Origin of the sequence: Streptomyces sp. NPDC057682 (assembly GCF_042799575.1) — a bacterium.
Taxonomy (GTDB): domain Bacteria; phylum Actinomycetota; class Actinomycetes; order Streptomycetales; family Streptomycetaceae; genus Streptomyces.
The window spans coordinates 40,810-59,081 of sequence record NZ_JBHVIN010000022.1; the positions used below are offsets into that span (position 1 = coordinate 40,810).

Consider the following 18,272-nt stretch of genomic DNA (forward strand, 5'->3'; position numbering starts at 1 on the left):
GGCCGGTCCAGGGGCCAGGACTATGCTCGTGCACCGCACGTCTGCCCGCATCTCACAGGAGCACGTTCATGGCCCTCAGGATCACTGTGATCGGCACCGGCTACCTCGGCGCCACCCACGCCGCGGCCATGGCAGAGCTGGGCTTCGACGTCCTGGGCCTCGACATCGTGCCCGAGAAGATCGAGCTGCTGTCGGCGGGCCGGGTGCCGATGTACGAACCCGGTCTGGAGGAGATCCTCCAGCGGCACGTCGCCGGCATCGAGGGCTCCACCGGACGGCTGCGGTTCACCACCTCGTGGGCCGAGGTCGCGGAATTCGGCGATGTGCACTTCGTCTGCACGAACACCCCGCAGAAGCAGGGCGAGTACGCCTGCGACATGAGCTACGTCGACAGCGCCTTCGACTCCCTGGCCCCCCTGCTCACGCGGCCGGCCCTGGTCGTCGGCAAGTCCACCGTGCCGGTGGGCTCGGCCGCCCGGCTCGCGGCGCGGCTGGCGGAGCTGGCCCCGGCGGGCGAGGGGGCGGAGCTGGCCTGGAATCCGGAGTTCCTGCGCGAGGGCTTCGCCGTCCGGGACACCCTGCACCCGGACCGGATCGTCGTGGGCGTGGAGAGCGAGCGCGCCGAGAAGCTGCTGCGCGAGGTGTACGCGGGGCCGATCGCGGAGGGCTCCCCCTTCGTGGTGACGGACTTCCCCACCGCCGAACTGGTGAAGACGTCCGCCAACTCCTTCCTCGCCACCAAGATCTCCTTCATCAACGCCATGGCGGAGGTCTGCGAGGCCGCCGACGGCGACGTGGTGAAGCTGGCCGAGGCCATCGGCCACGACGAGCGCATCGGGAACAAGTTCCTCCGGGCCGGCATCGGCTTCGGCGGCGGCTGCCTCCCCAAGGACATCCGCGCCTTCATGGCCCGCGCCGGCGAGCTGGGCGCCGACCAGGCCCTCACCTTCCTGCGCGAGGTCGACTCCATCAACATGCGCCGCCGCGGCCACATGGTGGAGCTGGCCCGCGAGGCCGTCGGCGGGAGCTTCCTCGGCTGCCGCGTCGCGGTGCTCGGCGCCACCTTCAAGCCGGACTCCGACGACGTGCGCGACTCCCCCGCGCTGAACGTCGCCGGCCAGATCCACCTCCAGGGCGGCCAGGTCACCGTCTTCGATCCCAAGGGCATGGACAACGCCCGCCGCCTCTTCCCCACCCTCGGCTACGCGGAGAGCGCCCTGGACGCGGTGCGCGGCGCCGACGTCGTGCTGCACCTGACGGAGTGGAGCGAGTTCCGCGCCCTCGACCCGGAGGCCCTGGGCTCCGTGGCCGGCCGGCGCGTCCTCCTGGACGGCCGCAACGCCCTGGACCCGGAGGTCTGGCGCGCGGCCGGCTGGACGTTCCGCGCGATGGGCCGCCCGAAGGCCTGACCCGGGCGCTCCCTCACCCGAAGGCCTGACCCGGGCGCTCGCTCAGCCGCGCCGCGCGCGGTAGGTCCGCATCTTGGCGCGCGCCCCGCACACCGACATCGAGCACCAGCGGCGGCGCCCGGCCGGGCTGCGGTCGTAGTAGGCCCACCGGCAGTCCGCCGCCTCGCAGGCCTTGAGCCGGGCCCAGGTGCCGTCGGCCGCGGCGGCGGCGACGGCGGCCGCGACCCGGGCCGTGAGCCCCGGCGGCTCCTCCACCGGCCGCAGCGCGATCCCGCCCGCCCCGTCCACGGCGACCCTCAGCGGCGCCTCGGCGAGCAGCCGGTCCAGCACGCACAGCGGGCTGTCGTCGGAGCAGTGGCCCGCGTGGGCCAGACAGGCCGCGCGCAGGGCCTCGCGCAGGGCGCGCGCCGCCGGCACCTCCGGCTCCGCGAGGGCGAAGGCGGCCCGTCCCTCCGCCGTGTCCAGGGCGTCCGCGCCGGTCTCGACGTCCAGGGTGTTGACCAGCGCTTCGACCAGCGCGAGTCCGCCCGGCGCGGAATCCCTCTCATTCATGGTTGCGACGTTACCTCTCGTACGGCAGCATGCAGTAACGGTTACCGGTTGAGCGACTTAAGCGGTAACCACCTCTCCGTCGTTCCGCCCGAGGAGGAAGCACCATGGCTCTGGCAACAGTGGGTTCCGTCGTCCTGGACTGCCCCGACCCCGTCGCCCTCGCGACCTTCTACGCCGCGCTGATCGGCGGCGAGGTCGAGCAGCAGGAGGGCTGGGTGGATCTCAGGGGCGGCGCCGGAGCGCCGCTCGCCTTCCAGACCGCACCCGGGTTCGTCCCGCCGAAGTGGCCGAGCCCGGACGCCTCGCAGCAGTTCCACCTGGATCTGACGGTGGAGGATCTGGACGCGGCCGAGCGCGAGGTGCTGGCGCTGGGCGCGACGGTCCTGGAGGCGGACGACCGGGAGCGGAGCTTCCGGGTGTACGCCGACCCGGCGGGGCACCCGTTCTGTCTCTGCGCCTGCTGAGGAGGCCTGGGGGCGACGCCCCGGTGGCTCAGGCCGCCGGGGCGTCCAGCTGCTCGATCGTGGCGTGCGAGGGGCCGCGCAGCGCCTGCTGCTCGCGGGCCACGTCCTCGGCGGCGCGCAGCACCCGTACGGCGTTGCGCCAGGTCAGCTTGGACAGGTCGGCGGCGGACCAGCCGCGGCCGAGGAGTTCGGCGATCAGGTTCGGGTAGCCGGCGACGCTCTCCAGGCCCTGCGGGAGGAACGCGGTGCCGTCGTAGTCGCCGCCGATGCCGATGTGGTCGATGCCCGCGACCTCGCGCATGTGGTCCAGATGGTCGGCGATGGTGGCCGCGGTGGCGACCGGACGCGGGTGGGCCGCCTCGAACGCGGCGTGCAGCTTCATCGCGCGCTCGGTGGTGTCCAGCTGGTGCAGCCCGTGGGCGCGCAGGTTCTCGTCGGCGGCCTTCGTCCAGGCGACGGCCTCCGGCAGGACGAACTTCGGCACGAAGGTGGCCATGGCGATCCCGCCGTTGGCCGGCAGCAGGGCGAGGACGTCGTCGGGGATGTTGCGCGGGTGGTCGCAGACGGCCCGCGAGGACGAGTGCGAGAACATCACCGGTGCGACGGTGGTGGCGAGCGCGTCGCGCATCGTGGTCGCGGCGACGTGCGAGAGGTCGACCAGCATGCCGGTGCGGTTCATCTCGCGGACGACCTCGTGGCCGAACGGGGAGAGCCCGCCGACGCCCGGCTCGTCCGTCGCGGAGTCCGCCCAGGCGATGTTGTCGTTGTGGGTGAGCGTCATGTAGCGGACGCCCAGCGCGTACAGACCCCGCAGGGTGCCCAGCGAGTTGTGGATGGAGTGACCGCCCTCGGCCCCCATCAGGGAGGCGATCCGGCCCTCGGCGCGGGCCGTCTCCATGTCGTCGGCCGTCAGGGCGCGCCGCAGGTCGGCCGGATAGCGGCCGAGCAGTTCGGCGACGACGTCGATCTGCTCCAGCGTGGCGGCCACGGCGTCGTCGCCGGCCAGGTCGGAGCGTACGTACACGGACCAGAACTGGGCACCGACGCCCCCGGCCCGCAGCCGGGGGAGGTCGGTGTGCAGATGGGCCGACTGGTCGGTGGCGATGTCGCGGGCGTCCAGGTCGTAGCCGACCTGTTCGCGCAGCGCCCACGGGAGGTCGTTGTGACCGTCCACCACGGGGTACTCCGCGAGGAGTGCGCGCGCCTCTGCCGACCGGTCCATCGCCGTCCTACTTTCCGAAGCCGAAGGAGTCGGCGCCCCGGACCTTGCTCCGCAGGCGCTTGCCCTTCTCGGTGGCCTGGCCGTTCAGGTCCGAGAGGAACTCCGTCATCCTCGCCCGCAGCTCCTCGTCGTGCGCGGCGAGCATCCGGACCGCCAGCAGTCCGGCGTTGCGCGCGCCCGCGATGGAGACGGTGGCGACCGGGATGCCGGCGGGCATCTGGACGATGGACATCAGGCTGTCCATGCCGTCCAGGTACTTCAGCGGGACGGGGACGCCGATGACGGGCAGCGGGGTGACGGAGGCGAGCATGCCGGGCAGGTGCGCGGCGCCGCCGGCGCCCGCGATGATCGCCCGGAGTCCGCGGCCGGCCGCCTCCTCGCCGTACGCGATCATCTCGCGCGGCATGCGGTGGGCGGAGACGACGTCGACCTCGTACGGGATCTCGAACTCGTCCAGGGCCTCGGCCGCGGCTTCCATGACGGGCCAGTCGGAGTCCGAGCCCATGACGATGCCGACGACCGGGGCGGTGGAGGCGGGGGAGGTCATTCGGTGATCGTTCCTCGCAGGTAGTCGGCCGCGTGCCGGGCGCGCTCGCGCACGTCCGCCAGATCGTCGCCGTAGGTGTTGACGTGGCCGACCTTGCGGCCGGGCTTCACGTCCTTGCCGTACATGTGGATCTTGAGCTGCGGGTCCCGGGCCATGCAGTGCAGATAGCCCTGGTACATGTCCGGGTAGTCGCCGCCCAGGACGTTGCACATGACCGTCCAGGGGGCGCGCGGGCGCGGGTCGCCGAGCGGGAGGTCGAGGACGGCCCGGACGTGGTTGGCGAACTGCGAGGTGATCGCGCCGTCCTGGGTCCAGTGCCCGGAGTTGTGCGGCCGCATGGCCAGTTCGTTGACCAGAATGCCGGGCTTCCCGTCGGGTCCGCGGGTCTCGAAGAGTTCGACGGCGAGGTGGCCGACGACGCCCAGCTCGGCCGCGATGCGCAGCGCGAGCTGCTGGGCCTCGCCCGCCAGGGTCTCGTCGAGCTCGGGGGCCGGGGCGATGACCGTGTCGCAGACGCCGTCGACCTGGACGGACTCGACGACCGGGTAGGCCACGGCCTGGCCGTGCGGCGAGCGGACGATGTTGGCCGCCAGCTCCCGTACGAAGTCGACCTTCTCCTCGGCGAGGACCGGGACGCCGGCCCGGAAGGGCTCGGCCGCGTCCGCCTCGGAGCGGACCACCCAGACACCCTTGCCGTCGTAGCCGCCGCGCACGGTCTTGAGGATGACGGGGAAGCCCCCGGTCTCCTCGGCGAAGGCCGCGGCGTCGGCCGGGTCCTCCACGATGCGGTGGCGGGGGCAGGGCGCGCCGATCTCGGTGAGCTTCGCGCGCATCACCCCCTTGTCCTGGGCGTGCACCAGCGCGTCGGGGCCGGGGCGCACGGGGATGCCGTCCGCCTCCAGGGCCCGCAGGTGCTCGGTGGGCACGTGCTCGTGATCGAAGGTGATCACGTCGCAGCCGCGCGCGAAGGCGCGCAGCGTGTCCAGGTCGCGATAGTCGCCGACGACGACTTCGCCCACCACCTGGGCCGCCGAGTCCTGAGCGGTGTCACTGAGGAGCTTGAACTTGATGCCGAGGGGGATGCCCGCCTCGTGGGTCATACGGGCGAGCTGTCCGCCACCGACCATGCCGACTACCGGGAACGTCACCCGTCCAGGGTATCCGCACGCCGCGGAGGCGCCCGACGAAGCCCTCGGGATACGGAGGCGGGCAGTCCGGGTGGCGGCTGTCACAGCCTCGCCACACCTGTACCGGGACTCACGGGCGGCCGACGGATCCCCTGGTTAGCATGGCTGGGTTGACGGAACACCGAGCGGAACCGACAGACGGGCTGAACGAGACCATGAGCGAACGGGGCGCACTGCGGGCGCGGCTGGAGCTGCTGGCCCGGGAGGTCGCCAAGTTCGGCGTGGTCGGCGCGGTCGGCCTGGTCGTGAACATCGCCGTGTCCAATCTGCTGTGGCGCTACACGGACATCCCGACGGTGCGCGCGGGCCTGCTGGCGACGTTCGTCGCGATCCTCTGCAACTACGTCGGTTTCCGCTACTGGACGTACCGGGACCGCGACAAGTCCGGCCGCACCCGTGAGCTGACGCTGTTCCTGCTGTTCAGCGCGGTGGGTGCGGTGATCGAGACCGGTGTGCTGTACGCGGCGACGTACTGGTTCGGCTGGGACACCCCGGTCCAGAGCAATGTCTTCAAGGTCCTCGGCATCGGGATCGCGACGCTGTTCCGCTTCTGGTCCTACCGGACCTGGGTCTTCCGGGCGCTGCCCGCCAAAGAGTCCGCGCTGAGCCCCGCCGCCGAGGAGCCCGCGCGCGCCGCCGGGCCCGTGCAGGTCCCGGGTCCCGCACCGGCCGCGGTCGTCCGCGTCGAGGCGGACACCGCCCGGCGGTAGGCCTCCGCCCCAGCCGTCCCGGACCGCCCGGGTCACCTCACCGGGCGTTCCGGTTCCTTCCGGGGCAGGGCCACCTGGCTGAGGAAGAGCGCGAAGACCGGCGGCTGCTGCTGGAGCAGTTCCAGCCGTCCGCCGTCCGCCTCCGCGAGGTCGCGGGCCACGGCGAGGCCGATGCCCGTGGAGTTGCGGCCGCTGATGGTCCGCTCGAAGATCCGCGCGCCGAGGTCCGCCGGGACGCCCGGCCCCTCGTCCGTCACCTCGATGACCGCCTGGTTCCCGGTGACCCGGGTGCGCAGCGCGACCGTGCCCCCGCCGTGCATGAGCGAGTTCTCGATCAGCGCGGCCAGCACCTGGGCGACCGCGCCGGGGGTGCCGACGGCGCTCAGTCCGTGCTTGCCGGAGCAGACGATGGCCCGGCCCTCGCTGCGGTAGGCCGGGCGCCACTCCTCGATCTGCTGCTTGACGATCTCGTCCAGGTCGAAGACGACGGCGGAGCCGGTGCGCGGGTCCCGGGCGTTGGTGAGGAGCCGCTGGACGACGTCGGTGAGCCGCTCGACCTGGGTGAGGGCGATGTTCGCCTCCTCCTTGACGGTGTCCGGGTCGTCGGTGACGGAGATCTCCTCGATCCGCATGGAGAGCGCGGTGAGGGGGGTGCGGAGCTGGTGGGAGGCGTCGGCGGCGAGCCGGCGCTCGGCGGTGAGCATCCGCGCGATCCGTTCGGCGGAGGCGTCCAGGACGTCGGCGACCCGGTCCAGCTCCGGCACCCCGTAGCGCTTGTGGCGCGGGCGGGGGTCGCCCGAGCCCAGCCGTTCCGCCGTCTCGGCGAGGTCGGTGAGCGGGGAGGCCAGCTTGTTGGCCTGGCGTACGGCGAGGAGCACGGCGGAGACGATGGCCAGCAGCGCCACCGCGCCGATGATCAGCAGGGTGCGGCCGACCTCGCGGGTGACGGCGGAGCGGGACTCCTCGACCGTGACCCGTTCGCCGTGCTCGCCCTCCTCGGTGGCGCTGATCACACTGCCGGTGGGGCGGTCGCCGACCTCGATCGGGGCGCGGCCGGGCATCTTGACCAGGGCGTAGCGGGTGTCGTCGATCTGCTCGGCGAGCACCCCGGGGTTGATGCGCTCGGCACCGAGCAGCCGGCTCTCGATCACGCTGATCAGCCGCAGGGCCTCGGAGTCCACGCTCTCCTGGGCGCTGGTACTGATGGTGCGGGTCTCGACGATGACGAGGGAGACGCCGAAGACGGCGATCACCACGAGGACCACGGCGAGGGTGGAGTTGATCAGGCGTCGGCGCATGGCGGCCTCTGTACGTCAGCTCGTGCGGAACCGGTGCGCGTCAGCTCTTCTCGAAGCGGAAGCCGACGCCGCGGACCGTGGCGATGTAGCGGGGGTTGGCGGCGTCGTCGCCGAGCTTCTTGCGCAGCCAGGAGATGTGCATGTCGAGGGTCTTGGTCGACGACCACCAGGTGGTGTCCCAGACCTCGCGCATCAGCTGGTCACGGGTGACGACCCGGCCGGCGTCCCGGACGAGGACCCGCAGCAGGTCGAATTCCTTGGCGGTGAGCTGCAGTTCCTCCTCGCCCATCCAGGCACGGTGGGACTCGACGTCGATCCGGACGCCGTGGGTGGCGGGCTGCGGGGCGGGCTCGGCGGAGCCGCGGCGCAGCAGGGCCCGGACCCGGGCGAGCAGTTCGGCCAGCCGGAAGGGCTTGGTGACGTAGTCGTCCGCGCCGGCGTCGAGGCCGACGACCGTGTCCACCTCGTCGGCGCGGGCGGTCAGCACCAGCACCGGGACGGTGTGGCCCTCGGCACGGAGCCTGCGGGCGACCTCCAGGCCGTCCATCCCCGGCAGCCCCAGGTCGAGCACGACCAGATCGATGCCGCCCTGGAGTCCGGCGTCGAGCGCGGTCGGGCCGTCTTCGCGGACCTCGACCTCGTATCCCTCCCGCCGCAGGGCGCGGGCCAGCGGTTCCGAGATGGATGCGTCGTCCTCGGCGAGCAGTACACGGGTCATGGACTGATGGTAGTCCGCGGACGCGAGAAGGAGTGAGGTGATCGGGAAGGCCTGCGGGTCCGCGCTCGACTGGCGCTCAGACCTTCGAACAGGGGAGTGTGGACACCCTCTGGCCTGTGATCCATCTCTCAAGTCCTGTTATTTCGCCTTCTGTCGTGCCGTATGGTGTTCGGACGCCTGTTGCACGACTCAAGGACCCTTGGGCAGCTGTTGACGCCCGGGGTCCTTGTGCGTGCGGGGGCCGGTACCCGCCGGCCCGGAAACAACCAGTGAATGACCTGTGGGCCGGGCCCGGGACACCGACGAGGGTGTGTCCGGGCGTGGATCCCGGCGCGGTGGGCGTACCCGCGCCGGTGCCGGCCTCCCCCCACCGGGCGCGTACCGCTCACGAGCGACGCGTCCCGAGCACACAAGGATCGATCATGGCGTCCAGCCTGACGAAGGACCCGGCGAGCACCGCGGGCGGCGAGAAGACCTTCTTCGGCCACCCCCGCGGCCTGGCCACGCTCTTCATGACCGAGATGTGGGAGCGGTACAGCTTCTACGGGATGAAGGCGCTGCTCCCGCTCTATCTGATCGCGCCCGGCGGCCTGCACATGAACGCCACCACCGCGACGGCCATCTACTCCGCGTACATGTCGATGGTCTATCTGCTGACCATGCCGGGCGGCTGGGTGGCCGACCGCTTCTGGGGGCCGCGCAAAACGGTCGCCATCGGCGGCGCCGTCGTCATCCTCGGCCACATCACCCTCGCGGTGCCGAACTCGGGGAGCTTCTTCGCGGGCCTGGCGTTGGTCGCGCTCGGCTCCGGGCTGCTGAAGGCCAACATCTCCACGATGGTCGGCCACCTCTACAAGGGGCCGGAGGACCCGCGCCGCGACGGCGGGTTCACGCTCTTCTACATCGGCATCAACATCGGCGCGTTCCTCGCCCCGCTCTCCATCGGCACGGTCGGCGAGAAGGTCAACTGGCACTTCGGGTTCGCGCTCGCCGCGATCGGCATGGCGCTGGGCCTCGCCCAGTTCATGCTGGGCACCCGCCACCTGAGCCCGCAGAGCAGCGTCGTCACCACCCCGGCGACGGAGGAGCAGAAGCGCTCGGCCCTGCGCAAGGGCATGATCTGGCTGATCGTCGCCGTCGTCCTGTACGGCCTGCTCGGCATCACCGGGAACTTCTCCGACTGGGCCACCGTGCCGCTGAGCATCGCCGGACTGGTCATCCCGATCACCGTCCTGGCCCGGATGAAGCGGGACAAGGAGCTGACGGCCACCGAGCAGTCCAAGCTCTCGGGCTACATCTGGTTCTTCGTCGTCGCCGCCGTCTTCTGGATGATCTACGACCAGAACGGTTCGACCCTGTCGATCTTCGGTGAGAACTCGACGACGAACACCCTGTTCGGGTTCGACTTCCCGACCTCCTGGTACCAGTCGCTGAACCCGATCTTCGTGATGGCGATGGCCCCCGTGCTCGCCTCGGGGTGGCTGTGGCTGAACAAGCGGGGCAAGGAGCCGAGCACCGCGGTCAAGTTCGCCTCCAGCCTGGTGCTGATCGGCGTCTCCTTCGCCGTGTTCCTGATCCCGCTGATCGACACGGCGGCCAACGGCGGCAAGGTCAGCCCGATGTGGCTGGTGGCGATCTACTTCGTCCAGACCGTCGCCGAGCTGTGCCTCTCCCCCGTCGGCCTTTCGGTCACCACGAAGATGGCCCCGGCGAAGTACGGCTCCCAGATGATGGGCGTCTGGTTCCTCGCGGTCACCGCGGGCGACTCGCTGACCGGGCTGCTCACCGCTCCGCCGGTCGGTGTCGACCTGGACACGACGGGGGCCGTCGCCTTCGAGGTGATCCTCGCCGTGATCGCCGGTGTCGGCATCTGGATGTCGCGCAGGAGCATCGCCCGGCGGATGGGCGACGTGAGCTGAGAAGCCCGTTTCTCCGCGCACGAAGGGCCGTCGCACCGTTTCCGCGGTGCGGCGGCCCTTCGCCGTACGGGTTACCCGGTCCGGGTCACCGGCCCGAGCGCAGCCGGCGCCACGGGGTGAAGGTGAACACCGCACCGCCCAGCAGGATCGCCGTGCCGGCGACCAGGCCGAGCGCGCGCAGCGCCCCGTTGTCCTCGGCGCCGGTGGCGGCCAGACCGCCGCCGGAGGCCGTGCCGCCGCCCGCCGCACCGCCGGAGGCCGCGTCGCCGCCGCCCGCCGCGCCGCCTTCCTGGGCGGTGGTGTCGAGCTCCAGCGAGGCCTGGACCGCGCCCTTGACCTTGCAGGTGATCGGAATCTTCGCGCTGCCCAGGGTGACGTCGATCTGCAGGGTGCCGGGCGTGAGCGTCGACTTCCCGGAGGCACCCGGCTTGTACGTACCGGTCATGTCGGGCAGGTTGACCGGCTTGCCCTTGGTCAGCGGCTCCGGGTTGCCCGGACCCGCGGCGTTGACGAAGCCCTTGTCGGCACCGCCGACGACGATCTTCATCGACGGCTTCAGCGCGCCCGCCGGCAGATCGGCCGGGCTGTCCATGACGCCCTTGGCGGTCTTGACCGTGAGCGCGTAGCTGCCGCCGCTCTTCTTGGCGTTGATCGTCACCTTGGAGGCGATGTCGGCCGGTCCGGGCGACTCGCAGGCGAAGTGGACGGAGACCTCCTTGCCCGGGAAGTCGGTGGCCCCGCCGGACCCGCCGGTCGTCCCGCCGGAGGTGGTGCCGCCCGCCGTCGTGCCGCCGCTCGTGGTGCCGCCGGTGGTCGTGCCCCCGGAGGTGGTGCCGCCCGCGGTGGTCCCGCCGGCCGTGGTGCCGCCGGCCGTCGTCCCTCCGGCGGTCGTCCCGCCGTCCGTGGTGCCGCCGGCGGTCGTGCCGCCCGCCGTGGTGCCGCCGGTGGTGCCCCCGCCGCCGTCGGTGACCTTGATCGTCGCACCGGGCTGGACGGTCTCCTTGGGCGTGCACTTGGTGTCCGTGGAGACGGGCCAGGAGACGTTGAGCGTGTAGGCGTCCGGAGTCAGCGTCAGCTCGCCCGCCTTCTCCAGCTTCAGCGACCCCTTCATGTCCGACATGACCATCGGGCTGTTCTTGGGGATGGCCGGATTCTGCCGGGGCCCCTCCATCTTCAGGTCCCCGGTGGCGGCGCCGCCCAGCTTGATGATCCCGGACGGCTTGACCGTGTCCTTGTTGAGGTCGATGACGTCGGGATTGTTGGAGGCGGGCTGGAGCGTCTTCCACACGACCTCGACGGTGTCGCCGACCTTGGCCTCGGCGGGCGCGGTCAGCTGCACTTTCGTGGTGCCCTGGATGGGCGGCAGCTGGGAGACGGCCGGCGGCACGCACTCCGTCTTGAACGAGATGTCGGCGGCCTGGGCCGGGCTCGCGGCCAGCAGCATGCCCGCCCCGCCGATCATCATCGCGACTCCCGCCGCGACCGTCCTGCGTTGCGTACTCACGAATGTCCCTTCGTCGTCGGTCTGTGCTCTGACGGTGCGGATTCAGGGGTGAACCACGGCAGGGCCGCCGTGGTGGTGCCGTCCGGCGGGGCGTCCGGTGCGGGCCCGGGGGTCCGGGCGCCGCGCGGTTTCGACAGCCGGGCGCGCACTCCGGCGCGCGTGGAGGTGCGCCGTCCGCGGCGGCCCGCTCCCTGTCCGGAGCGGGGCCGGACCTTGTCGACGACCGCCATGCCGATCCGGAAGACGGCCGCGGGCACCACCAGGCAGAGCAGGATCCAGAAGAGCGTCACGCCCCACGGGCGGCCGACCCCCCAGGGCTGTTCGGCCAGCACCTTCGTGCCGTACTTCACGGAGATCTGGTAGTCGCCGTGGGCCCCCGCCGACAGTTCGACGGGCAGCTCGACCAGCGCCTTGCGGCCGGGCTCGACGGTGCCGCGCCACTGCCGGTCCTCCCACTGGGGGGCGTAGACGCCGTGCGAGACGCCGAGCCGGAAGACCGGGTCCTTGACCGGGGCGGAGCCCAGATTGCCGACGGTGAAGACGAGCCGGCGCGCGGGCGGGGCGCCGAACCAGGTGAGCAGTCCGCTGTCCCCCTCCAGCCGGGTGGCGGCGAGGACGGCGAGCCTGCCCTCCCCCGACTCCTTCGGCAGCGCGGCGACGGGATGGCCCGCGACCACGAACGGGGCGTCGGCCAGGGCCTGTTCCCCGGTGACCGTGGCGACATGGACGACGCACGGGCAGGGCGCGGGCGGCTCGGCGACCGGCAGCTTCTTGGTGAAGCCGCCCTTCTTGTCGGTGGTGACGGCCCGGCCGTCGCCGTTGGCGCAGGAGTTCGTCCCGCCGATCACCCCGCGCGCCGGGGTGGACTGCCCGCAGATCAGCATCATCAGCAGGGTGTCGGGCCGCCAGCCCGTGCCCCTGACGGTGACCTCGCCGCCCTTGCCCGCCTGCTTCTGGGAGAGCGTGAGCGCCGGTTTCGGGTCGGCCGCCGCGGCGTGCGGCGCGGCGGCCAGCAGGGCCGGCAGGAGTACGGCCAGCAGGGCGGCGGCCAGGGCCGCCGCCCGGGGCCGTGCGGTCCGGGGCGTCGCCGGCCCGCCGTGCCGCCGCGCGCTTTCGGTCCGTCGAGTCACGATTCCGCTCCCGCCTTCACCAGGTGCCTCTCGTCGGAATGCTGTCGGGGGTCCGGACCGGGGTCCCGCCCCGGACCGTCGGGGTCGGGGTCCTTCCGTCGCCGGACGCGGCGCCGCAGGACGTACCCACCCCCGGCGACGGCGGCCAGGAGCGCCGCCGCGCCCGCGGCCGGCCACGGGACGAAGAGCGCGGAGGCCGCCGCCTCGGCGTGCGCGCCGCCCGCCGCCGTGACCCGCAGCCGCACGGTGACCGAGTCCAGGGCCGGGGCGTCCCGCCACGGTTCGCTGAGCCTCACCCGCTGACCGGGCAGCAGTTCCACCGGCAGCGTGCGGGCGCCGCGCCGCAGCAGCGGCCCGAACACCCCGTCCGCCTCGACGGCCAGCCGGGGCACCAGGACGGCGTTGCCCCGGTTGACCAGCGTGTAGTGGACGGCCCCCCGGGAGACCGTCACGTCCTCCGCGGTGAGCGCGGCGAGCGTCGGGCCGCCGACGCGCAGCTGCACCCGTACGCCCACCGCGCGTCCGCCGCTCTCGGCGACGACGGCGCCCGGATGGTCACCGGGCAGCGCGTCCTCGGGCACGGTGAAGGAGACCGGGACGTCGGCCCGGGTGCGGGCGGGCACGGTCACCTCGGTGCGCGCCGTCCGCAGCCACGCCCCGGTGCCGGTGGAACCGTGCGCGCCGCGTACGGCGAAGCCGCCGTCCTCCGTGTTGTACGCGTCGGCCCCGCGCAGCCGTACGGTCACCGGCTCCGTCCCCGGGTTGAGGATCGACAGCCGGTCCTGGAGGACGCTGCCGGGCAGGCCCTCCAGATAGAAGGAGGGCCGGGCGTCGTCCGGCGCCGTGCCGTCCGAGGCGGGCACCGCCGTCCAGGCCGGACCGGCCGGGCGCGGCGAGGCGCCCGCCGGGCCGGCCGGAGCGAGGACGCACCCCAGCGCGACGAGCAGCGGCAGGACCAGGCGGATGACGTGACCGGACGGCGGCGGCATGGGCGGCTCCCTCGGGCGTGACGGCGGCGGTTCGCGCGGGGATCAGCCGGTGGCCCGCTGTCCGCGCCGGGTCAGCCAGAGGACACCGGCCGCACCGGTCAGCAGCACCGTGCCGCCGAGGGTGCCGAGCGCCACCGCCGAGTCCATCGGCCCGGTCTTGGGCAGCGCGTCGCCGCCGGTGTCGGCGGCGGCGCCGCCCGCCGCGGTGACGTCCAGGCTGAGCGAGGGGCCCGGGTTGTTGGACGGGGTGCAGGTCGTCGTCGTACCGAGCGCCTTGATGGTGAGCACTCCGGCGGTGAAGTCGACCTTGCCGCTCTTCTTCGGGGTGTACGTCCCCGAGAGGTCGTTGATCTTGATGGGGCTGTTGGCGGGGATCGCGGCGGAGTTGGCGGGGCCGGAGACCCGGACCTCCCCCGGGTCGGCGCCGCCGACCTTGATCACCGCGCTGGGGTTCATCGCGCCCTTGCCCAGTTCGACCGGGCTGGAGGAGACGCCCTTCTGGAAGGACATGGTCAGCTTGTAGCCGCCGTCGCTCCTGACGCTCTTGATGTCGATCGGCGACACGGCGGCCTTGTCCCCGATCGGTGTCTTGCACTGGTAGTTGACGTCGACGACCGTCGCGTGGGCGGTGGGCGCGGCCAGCAGCACCGACGCACCCGCCAGTCCGGACGCCAGCGCGAGAGCTGTTCGCTTCTGGTACGACACCTCGAATTCCCCTCAGGCCGGGAGTCGCCCGCGCCGCTCCTGGCGGCACCATAAACTGACGACACATCAGATTGGGCGCTCAAGGTACGCCCGGGGCCTTGTGGAGGGAAGACAAAGAGCGCGCCGATCCGGCGCGCTCTTCGCGGGGGTGTCGTGGAGGCCGCGGCGGACGGGGCGCCGCCCAGGCCCTAGGCGGGGGCGGCCAGCTCCGCCCAGACGGTCTTGCCGGGCTCGCCCGGGACGCGGACGACGCCCCAGTCCAGGCAGAGCCGCTGCACGATGAACATGCCGTGGCCGCCGGGCCGGCCGGCCCGGTGCGGGGTCCGGGGCGCGGGCTGTCCGGCGCCGCCGTCGGTCACCTCGACCCGCAGGGCCTTCGGCAGCCGGGCGATCCGCAGCTCGTCGGGACCGTCCGCGTGCAGACAGGCATTGGTGACCAGCTCCGAGACGACCAGCAGGACGTCCTCGGCGGCGGCCCGGCGGTCGGCGGTCGACGCGGGCAGCCAGCCCCAGTCGTGGAGGGCCTGACGGGCGAAATCACGGGCCGTCGGCACGATGCCGCCGGTCAGCCGCAGCGACAGCGTCCGCCACTGCCGCTCGGCGGAGTCGGCGGAGGCCGCGCCGGCGTCCACGTCCGCACGCGGGCCCGCGTCGGCGCGCGCACCCACGCCCGCGCCGTCCGGCTCGCGGCCGAGGTCGCCCGGCGGATGCTGCCGGGTGGTGCTCATCAGCGCTTCACCTCACCGATTCACCATGTCGCCATTGGAGATACGAATACGAGTACTGCTGGGAACTACGCATACTGCTGGCCCTACGGATACCTCTGGGACACGGACACCGGCACCGCGCGGACACGTGTCCCGCCGCCCGGCCCGCCGGGGTGTCTCCTGCCCGACGGAATCGTGACAACACCCACTTCGTCCTCGCGGATCACGTGACGAGGGCGACAGGAGGGGCGCCCGGGGTGCCGGCACGGGACACCTCAGGTGTCCAGGGCCTCTTCCAGGGAGTCATGGACGGTGAAGACCGCCTCGGCCCCGGTGATCTCGAAGACCCGCGCCACCACCGGCAGCATTCCGGCCAAATGGACCCCTCCCCCGGCCGCCTCCGCCTTCAGGCGGGCACCGAGCAGCACGTTCAGCCCGGTGGAATCACAGAATTCGAGGCGCGAGCAGTCGACCACGAGGCGCACGCGCCCCTCGTCGATCGCGTGCTCCAAGGGCTCGCGCAGCAGATCGGCCGTGTGGTGATCGAGCTCACCGACCGGCGTCACCACCTCGCTGCGGCCCTCGGTCCGGGCCTCGACCTGAAGCCGCCCCCGGTTCGCGCTGCCGACCGTCCCGCGGTCCATGCCCGTCCCTCTTCGCCTCGTCACTGTCTGCATCACTGCGCATGCAGATGCGTTGCAGCTGTCGCTGACGTTGCTGAAACCCTACGCGTTCCCTGCGCCACGCGGTAGCGGAAGACCTCAACAAACCGGACATTTAGCGTCAATTGGTGGTTGTGAGGGGCCGCAAGGACCGGGTAAGGGTAGAGGGACACCCACAACACGGCCGGCTTCGGAGGCGCCGCTTCACCGCAGGAACACGTATGGGCATCGGCAGCCATATGCCGAGAACGATGGAGGAGACCATGTCACCCCGGCTCGACGGACCGCGTACCCACGACGCGACGTCGGCATGTCCTCAGGGACTGACCGCATCAGACTCCCCTGCCGCGACCGTCCAGGACGCCGCGCGCACCCGCACCACCCGTCACGACCGTGACGCCGACCACGCCGGCACCCCCCACGACGCCGGCACCGCGACCGACGGTCTCGAAGGACTTCCCGAGATACCGCCCTACACCGAGGTGGGGCCGCTGGACGCCAGGGCGTTGTCGAAGACGCTCTTCGCCCGGCTCGAATCCCTCGAAGAGGGCACGCACGAGTACTCGTACGTACGCAACACGCTCGTCGAACTGAACCTCGCGCTGGTCAAGTTCGCCGCCTCCCGGTTCCGCTCGCGCAGCGAGCCGATGGAGGACATCATCCAGGTCGGCACGATCGGCCTGATCAAGGCGATCGACCGCTTCGAGCTGAGCCGGGGCGTCGAGTTCCCGACCTTCGCGATGCCGACCATCATCGGCGAGATCAAGCGCTTCTTCCGCGACACCAGCTGGTCCGTGCGCGTCCCGCGCCGCCTGCAGGAGCTGCGGCTGGACCTGGCCAAGGCGGGCGACGAGCTCGCCCAGCAGCTGGACCGCTCGCCCACCGTGGGCGAGCTCGCCGACCGCCTCGGCCTCACCCACGACGAGGTCGTCGAGGGCATGGCCGCGAGCAACGCGTACACCGCGAGTTCGCTGGACGCCAAGCCCGAGGAGGACGAGACCGAGGGCGCGCTGGCCGACCGGCTCGGCTACGAGGACCACGGACTCGAAGGCATCGAGTACGTCGAGTCCCTGAAGCCGCTGATCGCCTCGCTGCCCGGCCGCGACCGCCGGATCCTCTCGCTCCGCTTCGTCGCCAACATGACGCAGTCGGAGATCGGCGAGGAGCTCGGCATCTCGCAGATGCATGTGTCACGGCTGCTCTCCCGCACGCTGGTCAGGCTCCGCAAGGGGCTGACCCTGGAGGAGTGAGCGCGCTCCCCCGACGGACCGAGGACCTGCCCCGCCGGGCGGGTCCTCGCCGCGTTTCCGGCTCCTCAGCCCCCGTACGGCGCGACCACGCGCTTCCCGCCGCGCCAGACCTCGTGGACGAGCGGCACCCCCGGCCGGTAGGCGAGGTGGACGGGGCTCGGCGCGTCGAGCACCACCAGGTCGGCGCGGGCGCCGGGGGCGATCCGCCCGATGTCCTCGCGGCGCAGCGCCGCCGCGCCGCCCGCGGTGGCGGACCAGAGCGCCTCGTCGGGGGTCATGCCCATGTCGCGGACGGCGAGGGCGATGCAGAAGGGCAGCGAGGAGGTGAACGAGGAGCCGGGGTTGCAGTCGGTGGAGAGCGCGACGGTGGCCCCGGCGTCCAGCAGCCGGCGGGCGTCGGGCCAGGCGGCCCGGGTGGAGAACTCGGCCCCCGGCAGCAGCGTGGCGACGGTCGACGACTGGGCGAGGGCGTCCACGTCGGCGTCCGTGAGGTGCGTGCAGTGGTCGGCGGATGCGGCGTCGAGCTCCACGGCGAGCTGCACGCCGGGCCCGTGGCCGAGCTGGTTGGCGTGCACCCGGGGGTGGAGCCCCCGGGCCCGGCCCGCGGTCAGGATCTCCCGGGCCTGGTCGCCGTCGAACGCGCCCCTCTCGCAGAAGACGTCGATCCACCGGGCGTACGGGGCGCAGGCGTCGAGCATCGGGCCGGTGACCAGGGCGACGTACCCGGCCGGGTCGTCCGCGTGGTCCGGGGGCACGATGTGCGCGCCGAGGAAGGTGACCTCGTCGGTGTGGCGGGCCGCGATGCGCAGCGCGCGGGCCTCGTCCTCGACGGTGAGCCCGTAGCCGGACTTGGTCTCGAACGTGGTGGTGCCCTGGCGCAGCGCCTCGGCGAGATAGCGGGTGACGTTGGCGTCGAGCGCCTCGTCGGTGGCGGCGCGGGTGGCGGCGACGGTGGTCCTGATCCCGCCCGCGCTGTAGGGGCGGCCGGACATCCGGGCGTGGAACTCCTGGGTCCGGTCGCCCGCGAAGACCAGGTGGGAGTGGGAGTCGACGAAGCCGGGGATCACGGCCCGGCCGCCCGCGTCGACGGCGTTGTCGGTGGCGGGTGCTTTGCTTGACTCACCGGTCCAGACGACGCGGTCGCCCTCGATGACGACGGCCGCGTCCCGGATCGGTGCCAGGGGGGAATCACCGCCGAGGGAGGGGTCGTTGGTGATGAGTTCGGAGATGTGGGTGAAGGCGGTCGTCGTCATCGGGGTGCTGCTCTCCTTGCTGACGGTCGGCGGGGCCGGGCGGCTG

18 protein-coding genes are annotated in these 18,272 nt (G+C 72.4%); 5 read left to right on the forward strand and 13 right to left on the reverse strand.

The window, feature by feature from the left end; translation table 11 throughout:
- Positions 1-68 precede the first annotated feature (68 nt).
- Entirely contained in the window at positions 69-1,409 is a 1,341-nt protein-coding gene (locus ACFVDM_RS32635; RefSeq protein ID WP_383648920.1) for a UDP-glucose dehydrogenase family protein, read from the forward strand.
- Positions 1,410-1,451: 42 nt separating this feature from the next.
- On the opposite strand, the gene ACFVDM_RS32640 is transcribed toward ACFVDM_RS32635, so the two are convergent.
- Positions 1,452-1,961, reverse strand: coding sequence for a CGNR zinc finger domain-containing protein (locus ACFVDM_RS32640; protein ID WP_383648923.1), 510 nt, complete (start codon positions 1,959-1,961; stop codon positions 1,452-1,454).
- Positions 1,962-2,065: 104 nt separating this feature from the next.
- Here ACFVDM_RS32640 and ACFVDM_RS32645 point away from each other — a divergent pair, with 104 nt between their 5' ends.
- Positions 2,066-2,425: a VOC family protein gene (locus ACFVDM_RS32645; protein WP_383648927.1), complete on the forward strand. Its 360-nt coding sequence runs from the start codon at positions 2,066-2,068 to the stop codon at positions 2,423-2,425.
- Between the two features lie 28 nt (positions 2,426-2,453).
- On the opposite strand, the gene ACFVDM_RS32650 is transcribed toward ACFVDM_RS32645, so the two are convergent.
- From ACFVDM_RS32650 to ACFVDM_RS32660, 3 genes are read right to left on the reverse strand one after another with little or no spacing between them, the layout of a single operon-like run.
- Complete coding sequence (locus ACFVDM_RS32650) at positions 2,454-3,647, reverse strand: dipeptidase (RefSeq protein ID WP_383648930.1); 1,194 nt, start codon at positions 3,645-3,647, stop codon at positions 2,454-2,456.
- A gap of 7 nt (positions 3,648-3,654) precedes the next feature.
- Positions 3,655-4,194 carry a 5-(carboxyamino)imidazole ribonucleotide mutase gene (purE, locus tag ACFVDM_RS32655; protein WP_383648933.1) on the reverse strand — a complete coding sequence of 180 codons (540 nt, stop codon included), beginning with the start codon at positions 4,192-4,194 and terminating at the stop codon, positions 3,655-3,657.
- Positions 4,191-5,342, reverse strand: coding sequence for a 5-(carboxyamino)imidazole ribonucleotide synthase (locus ACFVDM_RS32660; RefSeq protein WP_383648936.1), 1,152 nt, complete (start codon positions 5,340-5,342; stop codon positions 4,191-4,193). Before ACFVDM_RS32660 ends, purE begins: the two co-directional genes overlap by 4 nt.
- A gap of 194 nt (positions 5,343-5,536) precedes the next feature.
- On the opposite strand from ACFVDM_RS32660, the gene ACFVDM_RS32665 reads away from it, so the two are divergent.
- Positions 5,537-6,091 (forward strand): GtrA family protein, encoded by a 555-nt coding sequence (locus tag ACFVDM_RS32665; RefSeq protein WP_383649157.1) that lies wholly within the window; start codon positions 5,537-5,539, stop codon positions 6,089-6,091.
- 32 nt (positions 6,092-6,123) lie between these two features.
- Here the strand turns inward: ACFVDM_RS32665 and ACFVDM_RS32670 are convergent, their stop codons facing one another.
- Together ACFVDM_RS32670 and ACFVDM_RS32675 are read right to left on the reverse strand one after the other, a co-directional pair.
- Positions 6,124-7,389: an ATP-binding protein gene (locus tag ACFVDM_RS32670; RefSeq protein WP_383648940.1), complete on the reverse strand. Its 1,266-nt coding sequence runs from the start codon at positions 7,387-7,389 to the stop codon at positions 6,124-6,126.
- Between the two features lie 40 nt (positions 7,390-7,429).
- Positions 7,430-8,107 (reverse strand): response regulator transcription factor, encoded by a 678-nt coding sequence (locus ACFVDM_RS32675; RefSeq protein ID WP_383648944.1) that lies wholly within the window; start codon positions 8,105-8,107, stop codon positions 7,430-7,432.
- Between the two features lie 422 nt (positions 8,108-8,529).
- Here ACFVDM_RS32675 and ACFVDM_RS32680 point away from each other — a divergent pair, with 422 nt between their 5' ends.
- Positions 8,530-10,026: a peptide MFS transporter gene (locus ACFVDM_RS32680; RefSeq protein ID WP_383648947.1), complete on the forward strand. Its 1,497-nt coding sequence runs from the start codon at positions 8,530-8,532 to the stop codon at positions 10,024-10,026.
- Positions 10,027-10,111: 85 nt separating this feature from the next.
- Here the strand turns inward: ACFVDM_RS32680 and ACFVDM_RS32685 are convergent, their stop codons facing one another.
- The 6 genes from ACFVDM_RS32685 to ACFVDM_RS32710 form a co-directional block, all read right to left on the reverse strand.
- A complete protein-coding gene (locus tag ACFVDM_RS32685; protein ID WP_383649161.1) occupies positions 10,112-11,491 on the reverse strand; it encodes a hypothetical protein in 1,380 nt (459 codons plus the stop codon).
- A 35-nt stretch (positions 11,492-11,526) separates the two neighbouring features.
- A complete protein-coding gene (locus ACFVDM_RS32690; protein WP_383648950.1) occupies positions 11,527-12,660 on the reverse strand; it encodes a hypothetical protein in 1,134 nt (377 codons plus the stop codon).
- On the reverse strand, positions 12,657-13,649 hold the full coding sequence (locus ACFVDM_RS32695) for a hypothetical protein (protein WP_383648953.1): 993 nt from the start codon (positions 13,647-13,649) through the stop codon (positions 12,657-12,659). The genes ACFVDM_RS32690 and ACFVDM_RS32695 overlap by 4 nt, the downstream gene beginning before the upstream one ends.
- 42 nt (positions 13,650-13,691) lie before the next feature.
- The gene (locus ACFVDM_RS32700; RefSeq protein WP_383648955.1) at positions 13,692-14,354 is read right to left on the reverse strand and encodes an LPXTG cell wall anchor domain-containing protein; all 663 of its coding nucleotides are present in this window, start codon (positions 14,352-14,354) and stop codon (positions 13,692-13,694) included.
- Between the two features lie 188 nt (positions 14,355-14,542).
- Positions 14,543-15,082, reverse strand: coding sequence for an ATP-binding protein (locus tag ACFVDM_RS32705; RefSeq protein ID WP_383648958.1), 540 nt, complete (start codon positions 15,080-15,082; stop codon positions 14,543-14,545).
- A 254-nt stretch (positions 15,083-15,336) separates the two neighbouring features.
- A complete protein-coding gene (locus ACFVDM_RS32710) occupies positions 15,337-15,705 on the reverse strand; it encodes an STAS domain-containing protein (protein ID WP_383648960.1) in 369 nt (122 codons plus the stop codon).
- A 281-nt stretch (positions 15,706-15,986) separates the two neighbouring features.
- Here ACFVDM_RS32710 and ACFVDM_RS32715 point away from each other — a divergent pair, with 281 nt between their 5' ends.
- Entirely contained in the window at positions 15,987-16,973 is a 987-nt protein-coding gene (locus ACFVDM_RS32715; protein WP_383649164.1) for an RNA polymerase sigma factor SigF, read from the forward strand.
- Positions 16,974-17,038: 65 nt separating this feature from the next.
- Here ACFVDM_RS32715 and hutI read toward each other — a convergent pair whose 3' ends face one another.
- Entirely contained in the window at positions 17,039-18,226 is a 1,188-nt protein-coding gene (gene hutI / locus ACFVDM_RS32720; protein WP_383648962.1) for an imidazolonepropionase, read from the reverse strand.
- Positions 18,227-18,272: the final 46 nt, after the last annotated feature.

Coding starts and splice junctions, on each gene's coding strand:
- ACFVDM_RS32650 (WP_383648930.1), bottom strand. CDS start 3,647: ATGGACCGGTCGGCAGAGGCGCGCGCACTCCTCGCGGAGTACCCCGTG.
- ACFVDM_RS32705 (WP_383648958.1), bottom strand. CDS start 15,082: ATGAGCACCACCCGGCAGCATCCGCCGGGCGACCTCGGCCGCGAGCCG.
- ACFVDM_RS32640 (WP_383648923.1), bottom strand. CDS start 1,961: ATGAATGAGAGGGATTCCGCGCCGGGCGGACTCGCGCTGGTCGAAGCG.
- ACFVDM_RS32695 (WP_383648953.1), bottom strand. CDS start 13,649: ATGCCGCCGCCGTCCGGTCACGTCATCCGCCTGGTCCTGCCGCTGCTC.
- ACFVDM_RS32680 (WP_383648947.1), top strand. CDS start 8,530: ATGGCGTCCAGCCTGACGAAGGACCCGGCGAGCACCGCGGGCGGCGAG.
- ACFVDM_RS32665 (WP_383649157.1), top strand. CDS start 5,537: ATGAGCGAACGGGGCGCACTGCGGGCGCGGCTGGAGCTGCTGGCCCGG.
- ACFVDM_RS32715 (WP_383649164.1), top strand. CDS start 15,987: ATGTCACCCCGGCTCGACGGACCGCGTACCCACGACGCGACGTCGGCA.
- ACFVDM_RS32670 (WP_383648940.1), bottom strand. CDS start 7,389: ATGCGCCGACGCCTGATCAACTCCACCCTCGCCGTGGTCCTCGTGGTG.
- purE (WP_383648933.1), bottom strand. CDS start 4,194: ATGACCTCCCCCGCCTCCACCGCCCCGGTCGTCGGCATCGTCATGGGC.
- ACFVDM_RS32685 (WP_383649161.1), bottom strand. CDS start 11,491: ATGATGATCGGCGGGGCGGGCATGCTGCTGGCCGCGAGCCCGGCCCAG.
- ACFVDM_RS32710 (WP_383648960.1), bottom strand. CDS start 15,705: ATGGACCGCGGGACGGTCGGCAGCGCGAACCGGGGGCGGCTTCAGGTC.
- hutI (WP_383648962.1), bottom strand. CDS start 18,226: ATGACGACGACCGCCTTCACCCACATCTCCGAACTCATCACCAACGAC.
- ACFVDM_RS32675 (WP_383648944.1), bottom strand. CDS start 8,107: ATGACCCGTGTACTGCTCGCCGAGGACGACGCATCCATCTCGGAACCG.
- ACFVDM_RS32645 (WP_383648927.1), top strand. CDS start 2,066: ATGGCTCTGGCAACAGTGGGTTCCGTCGTCCTGGACTGCCCCGACCCC.
- ACFVDM_RS32635 (WP_383648920.1), top strand. CDS start 69: ATGGCCCTCAGGATCACTGTGATCGGCACCGGCTACCTCGGCGCCACC.